The sequence below is a fragment of the Acinetobacter sp. V91_7 genome, assembly GCF_031799075.1.
Lineage (GTDB): Bacteria > Pseudomonadota > Gammaproteobacteria > Pseudomonadales > Moraxellaceae > Acinetobacter > Acinetobacter calcoaceticus.
This window is the reverse complement of record NZ_JAVQNT010000045.1, coordinates 104,422-120,779: the sequence shown is the minus strand read 5'-3', so window position 1 is coordinate 120,779 and position 16,358 is coordinate 104,422. Positions and strand designations below refer to the sequence as shown.

Below are 16,358 nucleotides of genomic sequence, written 5' to 3'. Positions count from 1 at the left end.
CAGTATCCTCTTGTGACCATCATTCTATTTTTAGTTTTTAAATGGCAAGCTTTAATGAATCAGCATGCCACCATTTACATCGAGTGTTACACCAGTTAGGTAAGCTGACAGATCGCTTGCTAAAAATAATGCTGCATTTGCAACATCTTGTGCTTTACCTAAACGGCCAAGTGGAATACCTGCAAGAATGTCATGACGACGGTCATCATTCATTAAACCACCCGTAATATCAGTCTGGATTAGACCCGGAGTAAGAGAATTTACACGAATCTGGTCAGCGCCAAACTCACGAGCCATCGCTTTTGCCAAACCTAAAACCCCTGCTTTTGCAGCGCTATAATGCGGCCCGCCAAAAATACCACCACCGCGTTGTGCTGAAACAGAAGATAGACACACAATGCTTCCGCCACCATTTGCTTTCATGGATGGAATAACAGCTTGCGACATAATGAGTGTTCCGCGCAGGCTGACATCTAAAACACGGTCATAATCATTGCGTTGAATATCAAGTGTTTTTACAGGTTGGGTAATGCCTGCATTATTAATTAAAATGTCGATTTTTCCATAGTGTTGTATAGCTTGTTCAACAGCTGCTTTGACCTGCTCTTCATTTGCAACGTTTGCAGCAAGACCTAAATGTCCTTCACCAAGTGCCTTTGCAGCGTTTTGGCTTTGAGCAAGATCTAAATCAACAATAATGACTTTGGCACCTTGTTGTGCAAAGATTTCTGCGGTTGCTCGCCCAATTCCACGTTCTGATGCTGCACCGGTAATTAATGCCACTTTTCCTTGTAGTAACATGTTGAATCCTCTTTTACGCTTTATTTCCTGAGTTCAGACTTAGATTCTCTTTTTTCAGAAGTTCCAGCAATCATCTCGAATTCAACAAGACATGAAAAAAATTCATGCCTGTGCTATTTTTAAATAAGTTTTAGGGATAAAAACGGATCATTTCATGGATAGTAGTGAAAACAATTTCAACCAGATGCCCTCAATTAAAACATTACAGGCTTTTGAACAAACTGCCCGTTTTGGCAATGTTGCAAAGGCAGCAGAGAATTTAAATCTCACGCCTTCAGCAGTCAGTCACCAAATTGCCAAACTAGAAGAAATGATTGGGCAGAGTTTATTTATTCGCGGTGCCCGTGGTGTGACGCTGACCCCTTCAGGTGAACGCTATTTTCAGGATGTCACGACCATCTTGCATAACCTGATGTTAGCCACTGAAAAAGCTGCCGATAAAAGCCCTAAAGACAGTTTATATATTCATTCATCCCCAAGTTTTGGTTTGCTTTGGCTACTGCCACGCCTCGAATCATTTAAAGAAAAGTTCCCAATGATTCAGGTCAACCTGTCGTGTTCTTATGAAAACTTGCACTTTACTCGTGACAAGATCGACATTGATATTCGTCATGGTCTACCCAACTGGACAGGGGTAGAAATCAGAACAATTCGCAATGAAAAACTAGAGGTACTTGCATCGCCTAAGTTACTTGAGCGTAGCCCAGTGCATAAGCCCCAAGATTTATTAAAAAAAGAACTGATTTTATCGCGCTCAACCTTAGTCACTTGGCCTCAGTGGTTTGCGCATCAGGGCTTAAGCATTCCTGAGTTTCCCTATACTTTGAGTTTTGACCGCTCTTACATGTCACTTGAAGCGGCAACGCATGGACTAGGTTTTGTTTTAGAAAGTAATTTACTCACTCAAAATTATTTGGAATCTGGAAAGTTAGTTAGAGTTTTTGCAGATGAGCTATCGATTCCTATTTCTGCTCATCATTTGGTTTACCCGCGAACCCATCAGTTTATTCCTAAAATTGAGCTGTTTTTAAACTGGATTCATGATGAGTTGGCAGATTGAGAAAGCAATTTCTTAAATAATCTGAATTTGCTCAACTCTTAAGTGATGCATCACCTCTCGAACAAATACAAAGTAGGTAAAAATATAAAGCTGATCTGGGGCTACTTGGCTTGTGTAGTAGCTCAAACGCTCAATAAAATCATTAAATCCATGCTCAAGCTCAATGCGACTGATTTGCTTTTGAGCACTAAAAAATAACTCACTGAGTTGTGTCATGGCTGTATCAGCCGTAACAGCTACACCACCTATATTTAGGTTTCTTAGTGGCTGAGACTCTATGATTTCTTCAATAAAATAAATCATCTTTTCGATAGCAAGCTCATCAATCACACCATGGCTAATGCTTTTTGAATTAATAAAACTCAAGCCCTGTTCAAGTTGGATATGTTGGTTGTCTAAGTCAAATGACAGGCCATTAAGACCGAGTGAAAATTTTAAAGCCGAGTCAGAAGGAGTCATAAAATAGCTTACTGTTGAATTTTGATAATAAAGTTAATTTGTTTATAACCTTAAATGGTGTCAGTTTGTTCAATACCTAAAATGAACTGAGTTAATAATCATTAACACCATATAATAAAAAACTCATTAAAAAGATGAAAAATCAATCTTATATTCATCAATATCCTACCATTACAAAATAGAGTATAAACATGAAAAAATTAGTAATTTTAAGTTTTACGATCTATAGCTTTGCACAAATTGCGAATGCAGCCACATTAAATGTAAAACCATACGGAACAACTCAAGATGGTCAAAAAGTTGATCTATACACCATGAGCAATAACAAAGGAGTCTCTGTATCTTTTATTAGTTTTGGTGGCGTAATTACACAAATTTTGACTCCCGATGCACAAGGTAAACAAAATAATATTGTTTTGGGCTTCGATGATCTAAAAGGCTATGAAATCACTGATACCAAGGAAGGCATTCATTTTGGCGGATTAATTGGTCGTTATGCGAACCGTATTGGCAATGCTAAATTTAGCTTGGAAGGGAAAACTTATAATCTTGAAAAAAATAATGGATCGAATTCATTACATAGCGGTAATCCAGGTTTTGATAAACGTGTTTGGCAAGTTAAGCCTCTCGTTTCTAAAGGTGAAACCGTTAAAGCTTCTCTTAAGTTAACCAGTCCAAATGGTGATCAAGGTTTTCCCGGAAAGTTAGATGTGGAGGTGATCTACAGTCTTTCAGATCAAAATGAATTCCAGATTGAATATAAGGCCAAAACTGATCAACCGACCGTCGTCAATCTCACCAATCACAGTTATTTCAACTTGTCAGGAGCTGGGAACAACCCGTATGGCGTACTAGATCATGTTGTACAGCTCAATGCAGACCGTATATTGGTAACCGATCAAAACTCTTTACCAACAGGTGAAATTGCTTCAGTTGCAGGTACACCTTTTGATTTTCGGACTCCTAAAGCAATTGTAAAAGATATTCGAGCGAATCATCAGCAATTGGCGTATGGATATGGCTATGACCAAACTTGGGTGATTAACCAAAAGTCTCAAGGGAAATTAAATCTTGCTGCTAGTGTTGTTGACCCAAAATCTAAACGGACTATGCAGGTCCTAACCACTGAACCAAGCGTTCAAATGTATACGGCGAATCATTTATTAGGAAATATTGCGGGTGCAAATGGTGTGCTTTATCGACAAGCAGATGCGTTAGCATTAGAAACACAACATTTTCCAGATAGCCCGAATCAACCAACTTTCCCTTCTACACGTTTGAACCCAAATCAAACGTATAACAGTGTCACCGTATTTAAGTTTGGTGTTAAAAAATAATCTTTTCAATGAGGCTATGTTCATATTAAAAAGACTCTCAGCTGAATATGGCTGAGAGTCTTTTCATTTATTTAACTTTTGTGTTTGGTAAAAATGCAGTTGCAAATCCAAGTAATGGCAAGAATGAACATAAACCAAATACCCATTCAATGCCGTTAATATCAGCTAAATGCCCTAACCCAGCTGCGGCAATACCACTTACCCCAAACATAAGACCAAACATTAAACCAGCAATCATCCCCACACGGCCCGGAACAGCTTCTTGTGCATAAACCACCATTGCAGCAAAAGCAGACGACAACACCAAACCAGTAATAATTGATAAGACTGTTGTCCAAAACAAGTTTGCATACGGCATCATTAATGCAAATGGAGCCATACCCACAAATGAAACCCAGATAACAGCTTTACGACCAATCTTGTCACCAATTGGGCCACCTGCAAATGTACCTAAAGCAACAGCTGCCAAAAACGCAAACAAATGCAACTGAGCGGTCTGGATACTGATATGGAACTTTTGAATTAAGTAAAAAGTGAAGTAGTTACTAATACTGGCAATGTAGGTAAATTTAGCGAACATCAACACACTAATGGTGCTCAAGGCAATAATGAGCTTACGACCATGTAATTTACTCTGTGCTTGGTTTACACGTGTAGCTACCTGATTTTTTGCATGACCAATCGTCCAACGGCTTACACCAAATAAAACCCAAATAGCTAAAAGTGCAAATATAACTAAACCTGCAACTGCATGCTGTCCAAACGGTACAATCAGCAAAGCTGCTAACAATGGACCAATGGCAGTGCCTGTGTTTCCACCCACCTGAAAAGTTGACTGAGCCGTACCAAAACGACCACCCGATGCCATTCGAGCCACCCGCGAAGCTTCAGGGTGAAAAGTTGCAGAACCTACCCCAATCAGCGCAGATGCACATAACAACACAGTAAAGCTTGGTGAAAATGCCAACAAGATAATGCCGGAAAATGTGACGACCATTCCCAGTGGTAGAAGATAAGGTTTTGGATGTTTATCGGTATAAAGTCCAATCCAAGGCTGTAGCAGTGAACCTGTAATTTGGTATACAAACGAAATCAGGCCAACTTGAGCAAAACTCAGCGAGAAGTTTGCTTTGAGCATTGGATAGATAGCTGGTAACACGGCTTGAATTAAATCATTCAGTAAATGTGCAACCGCCACGGCGCCTACAATTTTAATAATCATTCCTTGAGGCTGATCATTTGCAACGGTATTGGCAATACCGTCTTTCAATTGTATTGAAGACGTCATACCTGAAAAACTCCAACATTTTAAGTAAGGTGCTTATTGTAAATTGTCGCTTATAAAGTTATCTTCCAATAATCATCGTATAAGTGACAATTTTTAGAATAGATTATGTCCGATTCTCTTATTCAGTCTGATTTGTCTGAACTTGTGATTGGGCTATCTTCCGAGCATGCCTACCGAGAAATCACGCCGACTCATACGCATACCCGCGCTCAGTTTTTATATGCGTCTACAGGAAACATTCAGGTGTTTACACCCAACAATGTCTGGATTGTGCCGCCCATGTGTGCGTTATGGATTCCTACCCATGTCGAGCATAGTGTCATTTCACTGAGTCACGTTAAGTTAAATACAGCATTGGTTGAAGTAAATGCAGCTGCTTTAATGGGGCAACATTGCTTTATTATTCGGGTGAGCAACCTGTTGCATGAGCTTTTGATTCGTTTAAACGAAATTGAACAAGAGGAGACTCCAAATATTGTCACCTCTCAAGAGCTTTCCCGTTCTTTACAAATTTTGATTTTTGAAGAAATTCATCGGGCCAATTTGTTGCCTATCCAAATTCCTTGGCCAAAAGACAAACGATTATTAAAAATTTGCCAAGCGTTATTACACGCGCCTAATCACTCAAAAGATTTAACAGATTGGGCTGATGATATTGGCGCGAGTTCGAGAACCCTAATGCGCATGTTCCAAAAAGAAACTGGGTTGTCTTATCGGGCATGGGTCCAGCAAATGCATATCGCACTTGCCTTGAGTAAAATCGCGAATGGTGAATCTATTGCTCAAATTTCCGAGTCACTGGGGTATAACAACCCCAGTGCATTCAGTGCGATGTTTAAACGACATCTCGGAAAAACACCTCAGCAATTTAGAAGTGCCGCGATGTCGTTATAAGTCTTTTTTTTTGCGGGTAAGTCATGCTTTTCGAGCAAATCATCGAAATCATGATAGACATGGAGTTCTCGATCTTTACCGGTTCTCGCATGATCTAAACGCTGTTCTGGATCAACCAAAACGAGTGTATGACCATCATCAATCAGACGATCTACACCTTCTAAAAACATACGTTTACCCACATCATGGATAAGCGAAATCTGGGTCAAATCAATCACGATTGTGCTTTGATCAGTTGTCTCGTCTTGTAAAATACGCAACAACATTTCAGCTTCGGTAAATTTCAATACACCTCGAAGCACATACACACTTAATGACGCATCTTTTCCTGTACGGTAATGGCTTTGTACAATGGTTTGTGCAGAAGGTGTACCTTCCATGAGATGTAATCCCATGTCACGAGATAATCGTTCTAAAATATCGATACCTCGAATACTATGACCATGCTCATCTAGTCGAGGTGAAAAAGCAGCAATACTGACCTGACCCGGCAGCACACCCAAAATACCGCCAGCTACACCACTTTTAGCAGGAATACCTACAGTTGAAAGCCAGTCACCTGCGGCATCATACATACCACAGCTCATCATGACACTGAGTACTTGTCTCACTACAGATCGGTTCAATAAGCGTTTTCCGGTTTTAGGGTCGACCCCACCATTGGCAAGTACACTGCCCATACGTACCAGATCTTTAACTGTAACCATGATTGCACATTGACGAATGTAACCATTCACAATATCGACTGGATCAGTTTCTAAAATTCCGACAGTTCGCAACATATAACCGATCGAAAGATTACGATAGGCTGTTTTGACTTCCGAATCGTAAACAGACTCATCAAAACTTAATTCTCGACCAGCAAGCTCGCTCATAAAACGGCGTAGAATTTCTGCACTATGTAGACCATGTTTGACCTGAATCAATGAATGTACAGTAATTGCGCCAGAGTTGATCATCGGGTTTTTCGGACGGCCATCTTTACCCAATGAAATTTCATTGAAAGCTTCTCCTGAAGGCTCCACCCCTACTTTAGCGAGTACCGCATCAATGCCAAGCTGTTGTAAAACATAAGCATATACAAATGGTTTAGAAATTGACTGTATGGTGAATTCAGTATCATCATCGCCGATCGAATAAATTTCACCATCTACCGTAGACATTGCCAAAGCCAATCGGTCTGGATTTGCATTTGCCAACTCTGGAATATAGTCAGCTAGATGCCCGCTATTATCTACCTCACAGGCTTCTATCACATTTGCCAAATAATCTGGGAGAGGGGTTTTCATGGTCCGTAACCTTAAATGAGGAGATTTGCGCTTTAGAGCAATTTTTCAGCACAACCTGCTGATAATATTAAAATTATACTTTTTGAATGAATTAAAAATCACGATATAAGTATTGTAATTCCGTTGACTTCTTTATTTCAAGCTCATTATACCTTTTTCAAAACTTTAAACAGAAGATTAGATTATTCTTTCTACAAATAACACTCCATTTAAATGATCGACTTCATGTTGAACAATACGAGCAGGAAAACCGTGAAAAATCGTTTCAACGAATTCACCCTGAAGTGTTGAATATTTAACCTTTACCATTTCTGCACGTTCAACTTGTCCACGTTCATCTGGCACGCTTAAGCAGCCTTCTTCACCTAAGAGGGTTTCATTCGAAAACTCTAAAATTTCAGGATTCACCATCACTATCGCATCCATTTCAGGTGCATCGGGATAGCGCGGGTTTGGTCGAGAAGCCACAATAATGACTCGTTTAGAGATATAGACTTGAGGTGCAGCAATTCCTACACCATTACGTTCAAGCATAGTGGCATGCATGGCGGCTGCAAGCCCATAAAGCCAATCACTGTTCAGCTCACTAGATGAGACAGGTGCAGCAATCAGTTTTAAAATTTCTTCACCGCGCTTAGCTACAGGTAAAACTACACTCATCCCTTGAATCTCTCATTAAACTAGCTATGACAAGTTTTATTGTGTCGCTGAACGGCTCAAAAGAAAAGCCATTCCTACATCTGTTTTTGTTTAATCTAAAGCGTTTTTAGTTTTAAACCGTTTTGTCTTTTCTTGGTTAACCCAATCTACACTCATCTATAGCACAAATTTCCTCCATTTACTTTTAATTCACTTTTCCATTAATATCCAAGCTTCGATTACAACAATTAAGTAAAAAATGGATCAAGAATTAACGTTGCAGGATGCGAACTATCTGAATAAAGAAGATAAACGAACCCTCGCCCTTTCTTCACTCGGTGGCGCTTTAGAGTTTTACGATTTTGTGATTTATGTGTTCTACGCCAAAATCATTTCCGACCTCTTTTTCCCAAGTACGCTTAGTCCATTTTGGGCCATGCTCAATACTTATGGAATTTTTGCAGCAGGTTACTTTTTTAGGCCGTTAGGTGGGGTTGTAATGGCCCATTTTGGCGATCTACTCGGGCGGAAAAAACTATTTTCGCTTTCTATTTTACTGATGGCCCTGCCTACTCTGTTTATCGGGATTTTGCCTACTTTTGAAAATATTGGTTATTTAGCGCCGCTGCTTTTATTACTCATGCGTGTGGTGCAAGGTATTGCAATTGGGGGTGAAATTCCCGCCGCTTGGACATTTGTGTCTGAACATGTTCCCGAAAGAAAAATTGGACTGGCCAATGGTTTATTAACTGCCGGACTGTCTTTAGGAATTTTATTGGGGGCACTGATGTCTTTATGGATTTCGCTGAATTTTAGTGAGGGACAAATCCATGACTGGGCTTGGCGTATACCGTTTATTGCCGGCGGTATTTTTGGTCTGGTCGCACTTTATTTACGGACTTATTTAAAAGAAACACCTGTGTTTAAAGCAATGCAGGCACGTAAAGAAATCTCAAAAGAAATGCCGGTTAAACAAGTGTTAAAAACACATAAAACAGCCGTTGTTATTGGAATGTTATTTACATGGTTTTTGACAGGCTGTGTGGTGGTGGTGATTTTAGCCATGCCAAATTTATTGATTGGTTCATTTGGTTTTGAACGTGCTCAGACTTTTGAAATGCAAAGTGCAGCCATTGTCATGCAAATGGTGGGTTGTATTTTGGCAGGCTATTTTGCTGATCGTTTTGGCTGTGGCAAAGTCATGATGGTAGGTGCCCTTGCCGTGGCACTCACAGCAGCAGTTTTTTATAACAGTTTAGGCCACGCAGCACATTCAACCATTTTTGGCTTATATATGCTGTTGGGTCTTTGCTCAGGTACTGTTGGTATGGTGTCGAGCAGCATGGTTAAAATGTTCCCTGCACCCGTTCGCTTCTCGGGCATTTCATTTTCTTATAATTTATCTTATGCAATTGTTGGCGGTATGACGTTGCCTTTAGTCCATTGGCTTAGTCAATATAGTGATATCGGTGCGATGTATTATATTTTTGCGCTCACCATTTTGGCCTTTGTGACTGCATTTGTATTTTGGAATAAGTTTGAAAAGTCCAGATATTAAAAGAGCTTATCTATTAAATAAAAAACCACGCCAGTTGCGTGGTTTTTTAATCTTGTTCACTTTAGAAAGTAAAGCCGATATTAAAGTTAATACGGTATAACCATTTGTCGCTGTTTGGCGAAGTAGCAGAGGTATAACCCGTTGAGTTGGTCGCCCCACCAATGATATTGGAATTTTTGCCCCACGTGTAATCTGCCCAAACCATAAATGGCGAAGCAATAAACATCATACCTGTAGTGTTCATTTGCGAATCTGACCAATCATCACGTTTTTTATCGAGATAGCTATAGTCATTATAAAACTTAATGGCTTTTAGCTTGCCCATGTTAGTGACAGGTAAAGTGTAGGCAAGGTTTAAACTGGCAATCGTTCCTTCCGAAGCGATGAAATAGGCAGGTGTAAAACCGTTATTGCCCATTAAAGTCATATCACTATTTACACCGTCCGGATTTTTAGCGTCGTATTGATAGTGAATGACTGAACTTTGTAAGTTAAAGCGCTTGTAGTTGTTGTCGGTATGCAAACCAACCGCATAATACTTGCCATCTTTATCGGTGACTTTGTTATGTAACTGGGCAATCGCACCCGACACACCGACCTCTTGTTTACCAAAATCAGTTTCTAACTTACGCACAATGCGGGTATTAAACTGATTTCGCTTTTCATTCTGGTAGGCCTTTTGAGATGGAAACGCATTTCCTGCTAAGTCATCATAAGTTGCACTTTCAGGTGAATAACGCAAATTGGTCTCTAGCATTTGCGGGTAATAACCGAGCTTTACATCCCAATCTTTGTCGTGATAATTCCAGTTAAGTCCCGGTGCAATATTGTTGCCATAACCTAAAAAGAATGGAATGTGATAGGTCCAGCCATTTTGCGGATATGGATAAATGGTAAATGGCTTATAGACCAAACCTGCTTCAATACTGTTATTGGCATCTAGGTTATAGCCGACATATGCTTTTTCAATTGAGGTTTTCTGTTGGTCTTGAAACAAATAGCTGGCATTGATGTACGCATCATCAAACTTACCTTTTAGATCTACCCTGAAAATATCAAAATAGAGCTTACCAAAACCACGGTTTGGCCCTTCCCAATCTTCATAGCGCTGATTTAACCGAACCACCCCACCTAACTTTAATGAGTCAGTTCCATCATCACTTTTCCATTCAAGTAATGAGTCTTTTGCAAACGCACTTGCACTCATCCCCATAGCGAGTGGTGCAATGAATGCCATGATCAATGAAGTCTTTTTCATCTCTACATCCTTGATTGAGTTCCAGCATCCTGCTGGAACTTTACTTGTTTTACCTGTAAAACTTCGTTTTTATTGTTTTTTAGATAAAAAAATATATCTAAAAAAAGGATGGCTTAGCAGCTCCCATCGCATATGTACTAAACCATCCAAACTGGTTAATACAGTTTCTTTTGCGGTGGACCCGCAAAGTTTAATGGTCCAATCGAGTTCATATCGAGCTCAATTACCGTTGGTCCTTCAAATGCAACCGCCTCTTGAATGACAGTTTTAAACTCATCTGCACTACCGACTTTCCAGCTCTTCACACCCATAGATTCGCCGAGAAGTTTGTAGTCTGGTGTATGCAATTCATTGAAATACTGACGACCACCAAAGTAGTTGTTTTGAATGCCACGCATTACACCATAACCACCGTCATTCATAATCATTAAGACCATGTTGGTGTTTTCTTGCACCATGGTTGCAATTTCCCCAATGCCAAGCATTAAGCCGCCATCGCCTACCAAACCAATCACTTTTTTGTCAGGGTTAGCAACCGAAGCACCAATTGCAGTTGCAAGACCTAAACCAATTGCACCAGCGAGTGAGTGAATGTTTTGGTTTGGTGCTTGTACAGGGAATAAACGGCTGCCCCATGTACTACCTGACATGGTGATGTCACGTACAAAAATGCCGTCTTGAGGTAAAGCTGCACGCAAGTGATCACAAATTAAAGCGTATTGGTCGATTTGCTTACGCAGTGCATCAATTGCAGCTTGTTTTGCAGCAACTACAGCCGCATCGTAATCGGCATCAACTTTTGAAGTACCTTGAAGCTGTTCCAACACACGTGTTAAGACATCTTTGGCATCGCCACAAATGAAGTTGCGAATTTTGTAATTACGTTGCTGAGCCACTGGGTTAGCATCAACCTGAATAATGTTTTCAGGGAACTCAACTGAATAAGTTTTGGTTTCATTACTACGTAAACGAGAACCCAATACAACCATTAAGTCAGCATCTTTTAATAACTGCTCAACTGCTGCCGAGTTGTGGAATGCACCTAAACTACGTGGATGATCATCTGCCAATACACCACGACCGTGTGTAGATGACACAACTGGAATACCTAAATCTGCAATTGCTTTAACTTCGGCAACACTATTTAAAGTTCCACCGCCAATCCAGAAAATTGGGCGTTTTGCTTTTTTGATTTCACTTACAAGAAGATCAATTTCAGCTTGATCAGCTTGTGGCAATTGCAATGCTTTGACTGGCCCAAGGTTAAGTGGCAAATCAATTTCTGCCGCTTGTACATCAATTGGCAATTCAACACTTACTGGCCCCATTGGAACAGTGGTTGCCACACGGATGGCTTCACGGATTACGCCCACTGCATTGTCTGGACTTGTAATACGAAATGCTGCTTTGCTTGATGCGCGTAAAAACGTAAGTTGATCTTTGGTTTCATGGATGAAACTTGCATCACGGTCAAGATATTCGCGTTCAACCTGACCTGTTAAATGCAATACAGGACTACCCGCATTCATCGCTTCAATCAGTGAACCCACCGCATTGCCAGCGCCAGCACCAGTACTGGTCAGTGCTACACCCAAGCCTTTAAAGCGTGAGTGTGCATCTGCCATAGTTACCGCACCCGCTTCACCACGCGCTGCTACAAAGCGCATTTTTTCACGGCGTCCTACTGCGTCGGCAATAGGTAAATTGTGAATGGAAATAACACCATAAATACTATCAACTTGGTGCGCTTCTAAAACTCTTGCGATTGCTTCGCCTACATTTACACGTTCAGTCATGTCTGTTCCTCAAAATTTGTTTTCAGTCCTTGAATCTATTAATCGCACCAAGGGTTAGGCTGTTCATTCAGCCCCATATAAATACTCTTTTGCTGCATGTACGATAAAATGCCCAAACGGCCTTTTTCGCGCCCGATACCACTGTCTTTAAAGCCACCAAACGGCGCACTAATCGAGAACTTTTTGTAGGTATTAATCCACACGGTTCCCACTTCTAACACACGGGCAATACGCCAAGCTTTACGGTAGCTTTCAGTCCAAATGCCAGCTGCAAGACCAAAACAACTGTCATTGGCTTGAGCAATCAAATCTTGTTCGTTGTCATATTTCATGACGACTAAAACAGGGCCAAAAATTTCTTCCTGACAGGTTTGGGCACTGTTACTTAAACCCGTAATAATGGTGGGTAAGTAATAACTGCCTTTGGCATAGTCACCAGTGGTTAATGATTCGCCACCCACTAAAACTTGACCACCTTCGCTTTTAGCAAGCTGCACATAGCGATCAACCGACTGCAAATGTTTGTCATTTACGAGTGGCCCTAAATGCACACCAGCCTGTTCAGGATGGCCCACGCGTAAGCCTTTGGTAATCTCAACCAGACGCGTTAAAAACTGATCGTAAAGACTGCTATGAATAAACAAGCGAGAACCTGCGATACACGCTTGGCCTGCCGAACTAAAAATACCGTACGCTACGCCTTTGGCAGCGAGTTCCACATCAGCATCTGGCAGAACGATTGTTGGTGACTTGCCACCTAACTCAAGCGATGTGGTAATGAGTTTGTCCGCAGCAATATGTGCTAAATGACGGCCCGTGGTTGTTCCTCCTGTAAAAGAGATTTTACGAACCAATGGATGTTGAGCAATTGCATCCCCAATTACCGAACCACGACCAACTAACACACTGAGTAAGCCTTTTGGTAAACCTGCTTCTTCAAAAATTTTGGCAAGTTCTAAAGCAATCAATGAAGTTGCTTCTGCTGGTTTTAACACCACAGCATTTCCGGCTGCTAAAGCTGGAGCAAGCTTTTGAACTTCACTTGCAATTGGAGAGTTCCAAGGTGTAATTGCTGCCACAACGCCTACAGGTTCATGCACGCTCATGGTCATAAAGTCTGGAGCACGTTGAGTGGTTAACTCATCATTCAGCGTTTCACAAGCCGCTGCAACATAACGTGCGGTTGCCGCAGCGCTCATCACCAAACCACGAGTTTCGGTTAAAGGCTTACCGTTATCGCGTGTTTGTAATTTTGCTAATTCATCTACACGTGCTTCAATAATGTCTGCAACCTTGTAAAGAATACGTGCGCGCTCATGGGGCAAGCTATTTCTCCAGCTTGGTTGACGCCAAGCCTGATCAGCCTTTTCAATCGCTTCATTCACATCTTCAAGCGTTGCAGTCGAAATTTCTGCATTGACAGACTGATCTGCCGGAAACAGGCTTTGGATGACCGCACCGCGGCCCAAACGCCATTCACCTGCAATATAAATTTCCTTTGCCATGATCAAATCCTTCTTAAATCTGTATTGCTTCTACACTGTTGCGACAAGCACGAATCACGCTAAGCGCAGCCAAAGTTGATGTTTTCGGGTTACTTGCTAACGGCACGCCAACCAGTTCAATGGTCATTTGCCCAAAGCCACCTTCTGCCACGATGGTGTGCTTGTTTTTGTTGATTGTTGGATCAACTGTTAACTCGACCATGGTTTCATCCATTCCAAGTCCAGCAAGTGCAATCGTTGCAGCGACGTTGGCATTTGCCGGAAATTTCATGGCAGCTTCACGAGCAGTTCCGGTAAAAAAGACTGTAGCTTCAGTCACATGGTCTAAATCGACCAATTGCTCTGCATAACTGCCCTTCCAGCTTTTTGGACTTTTACAGCCTTTGTAAGTTACTTTTTGCAAGCCACCTTCTTTGGCTGCTGAAATACCGTCAATGCCAGCAATGGCACCTGCGAGTAAATGCAGATGGGCATTATTTTCTTCAGCTGTTTGTTTGAGTTGAATCAGAAAATCACTATCAGCTAAAGTTCCAACCGAAATCAGGCCTATGGTCCAGCCTTTCGCTAAAACCTTTTGAGCATGTTCTTTCACAGCTGCTTGACCTGCCACCTCAATGACATAGTCTGGCGCACCATCACATTGCTCAATATCTGAAATCACCTGAATCTCTGAAGACACTTGTGATTGAACTTTTTCAACGCTACGAGACGGCACGACAATCCATTTCAGTTGCAAATCTTGAGGCAAGTGTGCATGCACTTCTGCTGCCATTGCGCCAAAACCAATCATCATCAACTTTTTCATGACAGCACCTGATATTTATAAATGTTTATTAAAACCACCTGAGACATCGAGTGCCTCACCTGTGGTGTACGATGCCAATGGGGATGCCAAGAAAACTAAAGCACGAGCAGGTTCTTCAGGACGGCCTAAACGCTGCATTGGAATACCGCGGTTTTTAGCAATATTGCCTGTCCATTCTTTCCATGACTGGTTTAAGTCTGAGCGAGTTTCATAACGGCGTTTCCACTGCGCAGACTCGACCATGCCCAGTAAAATCGAGTTCACACGAACACCATACTGAGTAAACTCGTGAGCCAAAGAATGTGTCAGATTCAACAACGCCGCTCGTGCTGATGAAGTGGCAATCATGTGTGGCTCTGGTTGTAACGCCAGTAACGAGTTCACATTGGTAATTGAAGCATTTGCAGAGTGTTTTAAATCTTCAAGAAAAGCCCGAACCGGATGTAAAACACTGAAATACTTCAGCTCAATTTCTTTCATCCAGTCTTCATCTTGCGTATTTTCAAAGTTTGAAACGCGGCCTTGTCCAGCATTGTTAATGAGCATATCAACATTGCCCAAATTGAGTTTTACGTCTTTGGCAAATTGTTGAACTTCTTCTTTTTTCAACACATTACATGCTTTGGTAAAAATATTGGCATGCGGATACTTCTCTAAAATATAGAATTTTGACGCATTCAAACGCTCTTCATCGCGACCACACCAAGCTACTTTTGCACCCTCTGCAACCAGTATTTCAACAGCAGCCAGCCCAATCCCAGAGGAGCCACCCGTAACAACTGCAACTTTTCCTTCAACTTGGAAGCTCATAATCCTTAATCTCTCTTACGATTGTTCCTGAATCGTCAACATAATTTGGTTAAATGCTTGCGGTTGGTCGACATAACTTAGATGTCCTGCATCTTGGATGATGTAGTGCTGTTCCAACTGCAATTCCTGAGCAAGCTCTTGTATACCTAACGCAGGAGTGATTTGATCTTGCTGCCCTGCAATCACTGTGCATGGGACTTGTAAATCTGTTAAATAATTACGTATTTCGTCATATGCGAGTAAGTACGATGCATGGGTGAATCCCTGTAGGGTCAACTGCTGCATCACCTCTGAAACTAAAGCCAAGGCTTGTGGTTCTTGTTTATAAATCAAATGAGGCCCACGGCTTTCTGCCATACCTTTAGCGCCTAACTCTTTCAACATTTTTGGTCTTTTTTCAAAAACCTGAATTTGTGTTTGTTCGTCTTGACGTTGGTAGCCTTGAGCCAAATTGGCGATCACCAAATGCTCTACTCGCTCTGGGTAAAGTGCAGCAAATGCACTCGCCTGTAAGGCGCCTAATGAGTGGCCAACAACAATTGCTTTTTCAATTTTTAAAACTTCAAACAGCGCTGCCAAACGCTTTGCATAATCGGTAGCATTCGGCTGATCAGTTAAAAGTTCATCTGATTTGCCATAGCCCGGTGCGTCCCAGGCAATGACATGAAAATGATGAGACAGCACTTGAAGTTGGTTCACCCAAGAAGCAGAACCTGAACTAATGCCATGTAACAGCACGAGGTATTCGCCCTGACCGGCTTCTCGATATGCTTGTTGCTGGCCTTGCACAGTCACCGTTTTAACCGGAAATTCTGCTAACTTTTCAATGAGTGTCATCATTTTTATTCCTTTCCCTTAA

The 16,358-nt window shown here is 41.4% G+C and carries 15 protein-coding genes; 4 read left to right on the top strand and 11 right to left on the bottom strand.

The window, feature by feature from the left end; translation table 11 throughout:
- Nucleotides 1-51: 51 nt before the first annotated feature.
- Nucleotides 52-801: an SDR family NAD(P)-dependent oxidoreductase gene (locus tag RMB03_RS20190; protein ID WP_205469704.1), complete on the bottom strand. Its 750-nt coding sequence runs from the start codon at nucleotides 799-801 to the stop codon at nucleotides 52-54.
- Between the two features lie 184 nt (nucleotides 802-985).
- On the opposite strand from RMB03_RS20190, the gene RMB03_RS20185 reads away from it, so the two are divergent.
- Nucleotides 986-1,861, top strand: a complete 876-nt coding sequence (locus RMB03_RS20185) for a LysR substrate-binding domain-containing protein (protein WP_080593047.1) — start codon at nucleotides 986-988, stop codon at nucleotides 1,859-1,861.
- Nucleotides 1,862-1,873: 12 nt separating this feature from the next.
- Here the strand turns inward: RMB03_RS20185 and RMB03_RS20180 are convergent, their stop codons facing one another.
- Complete coding sequence (locus RMB03_RS20180; RefSeq protein WP_311077369.1) at nucleotides 1,874-2,320, bottom strand: hypothetical protein; 447 nt, start codon at nucleotides 2,318-2,320, stop codon at nucleotides 1,874-1,876.
- 191 nt (nucleotides 2,321-2,511) lie between these two features.
- On the opposite strand from RMB03_RS20180, the gene RMB03_RS20175 reads away from it, so the two are divergent.
- Nucleotides 2,512-3,657, top strand: coding sequence for an aldose epimerase family protein (locus RMB03_RS20175; protein ID WP_311077368.1), 1,146 nt, complete (start codon nucleotides 2,512-2,514; stop codon nucleotides 3,655-3,657).
- A 67-nt stretch (nucleotides 3,658-3,724) separates the two neighbouring features.
- On the opposite strand, the gene RMB03_RS20170 is transcribed toward RMB03_RS20175, so the two are convergent.
- The gene (locus RMB03_RS20170; protein WP_311077367.1) at nucleotides 3,725-4,945 is read right to left on the bottom strand and encodes an MFS transporter; all 1,221 of its coding nucleotides are present in this window, start codon (nucleotides 4,943-4,945) and stop codon (nucleotides 3,725-3,727) included.
- Nucleotides 4,946-5,050: 105 nt separating this feature from the next.
- Between RMB03_RS20170 and RMB03_RS20165 the strand changes: the two genes are divergently transcribed.
- A complete protein-coding gene (locus RMB03_RS20165; RefSeq protein ID WP_311077366.1) occupies nucleotides 5,051-5,839 on the top strand; it encodes a helix-turn-helix transcriptional regulator in 789 nt (262 codons plus the stop codon).
- Here the strand turns inward: RMB03_RS20165 and RMB03_RS20160 are convergent.
- Nucleotides 5,806-7,128 (bottom strand): glutaminase, encoded by a 1,323-nt coding sequence (locus RMB03_RS20160; protein WP_004641747.1) that lies wholly within the window; start codon nucleotides 7,126-7,128, stop codon nucleotides 5,806-5,808. The genes RMB03_RS20165 and RMB03_RS20160 overlap by 34 nt on opposite strands.
- A gap of 177 nt (nucleotides 7,129-7,305) precedes the next feature.
- Nucleotides 7,306-7,788: a peptide deformylase gene (def, locus tag RMB03_RS20155; RefSeq protein WP_311077365.1), complete on the bottom strand. Its 483-nt coding sequence runs from the start codon at nucleotides 7,786-7,788 to the stop codon at nucleotides 7,306-7,308.
- A gap of 238 nt (nucleotides 7,789-8,026) precedes the next feature.
- On the opposite strand from def, the gene RMB03_RS20150 reads away from it, so the two are divergent.
- Complete coding sequence (locus RMB03_RS20150; protein WP_311077364.1) at nucleotides 8,027-9,325, top strand: MFS transporter; 1,299 nt, start codon at nucleotides 8,027-8,029, stop codon at nucleotides 9,323-9,325.
- Between the two features lie 61 nt (nucleotides 9,326-9,386).
- On the opposite strand, the gene RMB03_RS20145 is transcribed toward RMB03_RS20150, so the two are convergent.
- The 6 genes from RMB03_RS20145 to RMB03_RS20120 form a co-directional block, all read right to left on the bottom strand.
- Nucleotides 9,387-10,583 (bottom strand): hypothetical protein, encoded by a 1,197-nt coding sequence (locus RMB03_RS20145; protein ID WP_005042309.1) that lies wholly within the window; start codon nucleotides 10,581-10,583, stop codon nucleotides 9,387-9,389.
- Nucleotides 10,584-10,738: 155 nt separating this feature from the next.
- On the bottom strand, nucleotides 10,739-12,379 hold the full coding sequence (locus tag RMB03_RS20140) for a thiamine pyrophosphate-binding protein (RefSeq protein WP_017388723.1): 1,641 nt from the start codon (nucleotides 12,377-12,379) through the stop codon (nucleotides 10,739-10,741).
- A gap of 38 nt (nucleotides 12,380-12,417) precedes the next feature.
- Nucleotides 12,418-13,884, bottom strand: coding sequence for an aldehyde dehydrogenase (locus RMB03_RS20135; protein ID WP_311077363.1), 1,467 nt, complete (start codon nucleotides 13,882-13,884; stop codon nucleotides 12,418-12,420).
- 13 nt (nucleotides 13,885-13,897) lie between these two features.
- Nucleotides 13,898-14,689, bottom strand: a complete 792-nt coding sequence (locus RMB03_RS20130; protein WP_003653106.1) for an aspartate dehydrogenase — start codon at nucleotides 14,687-14,689, stop codon at nucleotides 13,898-13,900.
- A 15-nt stretch (nucleotides 14,690-14,704) separates the two neighbouring features.
- A complete protein-coding gene (locus tag RMB03_RS20125; protein ID WP_311077362.1) occupies nucleotides 14,705-15,499 on the bottom strand; it encodes an SDR family oxidoreductase in 795 nt (264 codons plus the stop codon).
- Between the two features lie 15 nt (nucleotides 15,500-15,514).
- On the bottom strand, nucleotides 15,515-16,339 hold the full coding sequence (locus RMB03_RS20120) for an alpha/beta hydrolase (protein WP_311077361.1): 825 nt from the start codon (nucleotides 16,337-16,339) through the stop codon (nucleotides 15,515-15,517).
- Between the last annotated feature and the right edge of the window lie 19 nt (nucleotides 16,340-16,358).

Bases quoted from the DNA above. Each gene is read 5' to 3' on its own strand.
- RMB03_RS20190 (WP_205469704.1), bottom strand. From the start codon at position 801: ATGTTACTACAAGGAAAAGTGGCATTAATTACCGGTGCAGCATCAGAA.
- RMB03_RS20185 (WP_080593047.1), top strand. From the start codon at position 986: ATGCCCTCAATTAAAACATTACAGGCTTTTGAACAAACTGCCCGTTTT.
- RMB03_RS20180 (WP_311077369.1), bottom strand. From the start codon at position 2,320: ATGACTCCTTCTGACTCGGCTTTAAAATTTTCACTCGGTCTTAATGGC.
- RMB03_RS20175 (WP_311077368.1), top strand. From the start codon at position 2,512: ATGAAAAAATTAGTAATTTTAAGTTTTACGATCTATAGCTTTGCACAA.
- RMB03_RS20170 (WP_311077367.1), bottom strand. From the start codon at position 4,945: ATGACGTCTTCAATACAATTGAAAGACGGTATTGCCAATACCGTTGCA.
- RMB03_RS20165 (WP_311077366.1), top strand. From the start codon at position 5,051: ATGTCCGATTCTCTTATTCAGTCTGATTTGTCTGAACTTGTGATTGGG.
- RMB03_RS20160 (WP_004641747.1), bottom strand. From the start codon at position 7,128: ATGAAAACCCCTCTCCCAGATTATTTGGCAAATGTGATAGAAGCCTGT.
- def (WP_311077365.1), bottom strand. From the start codon at position 7,788: ATGAGTGTAGTTTTACCTGTAGCTAAGCGCGGTGAAGAAATTTTAAAA.
- RMB03_RS20150 (WP_311077364.1), top strand. From the start codon at position 8,027: ATGGATCAAGAATTAACGTTGCAGGATGCGAACTATCTGAATAAAGAA.
- RMB03_RS20145 (WP_005042309.1), bottom strand. From the start codon at position 10,583: ATGAAAAAGACTTCATTGATCATGGCATTCATTGCACCACTCGCTATG.
- RMB03_RS20140 (WP_017388723.1), bottom strand. From the start codon at position 12,379: ATGACTGAACGTGTAAATGTAGGCGAAGCAATCGCAAGAGTTTTAGAA.
- RMB03_RS20135 (WP_311077363.1), bottom strand. From the start codon at position 13,884: ATGGCAAAGGAAATTTATATTGCAGGTGAATGGCGTTTGGGCCGCGGT.
- RMB03_RS20130 (WP_003653106.1), bottom strand. From the start codon at position 14,689: ATGAAAAAGTTGATGATGATTGGTTTTGGCGCAATGGCAGCAGAAGTG.
- RMB03_RS20125 (WP_311077362.1), bottom strand. From the start codon at position 15,499: ATGAGCTTCCAAGTTGAAGGAAAAGTTGCAGTTGTTACGGGTGGCTCC.
- RMB03_RS20120 (WP_311077361.1), bottom strand. From the start codon at position 16,339: ATGATGACACTCATTGAAAAGTTAGCAGAATTTCCGGTTAAAACGGTG.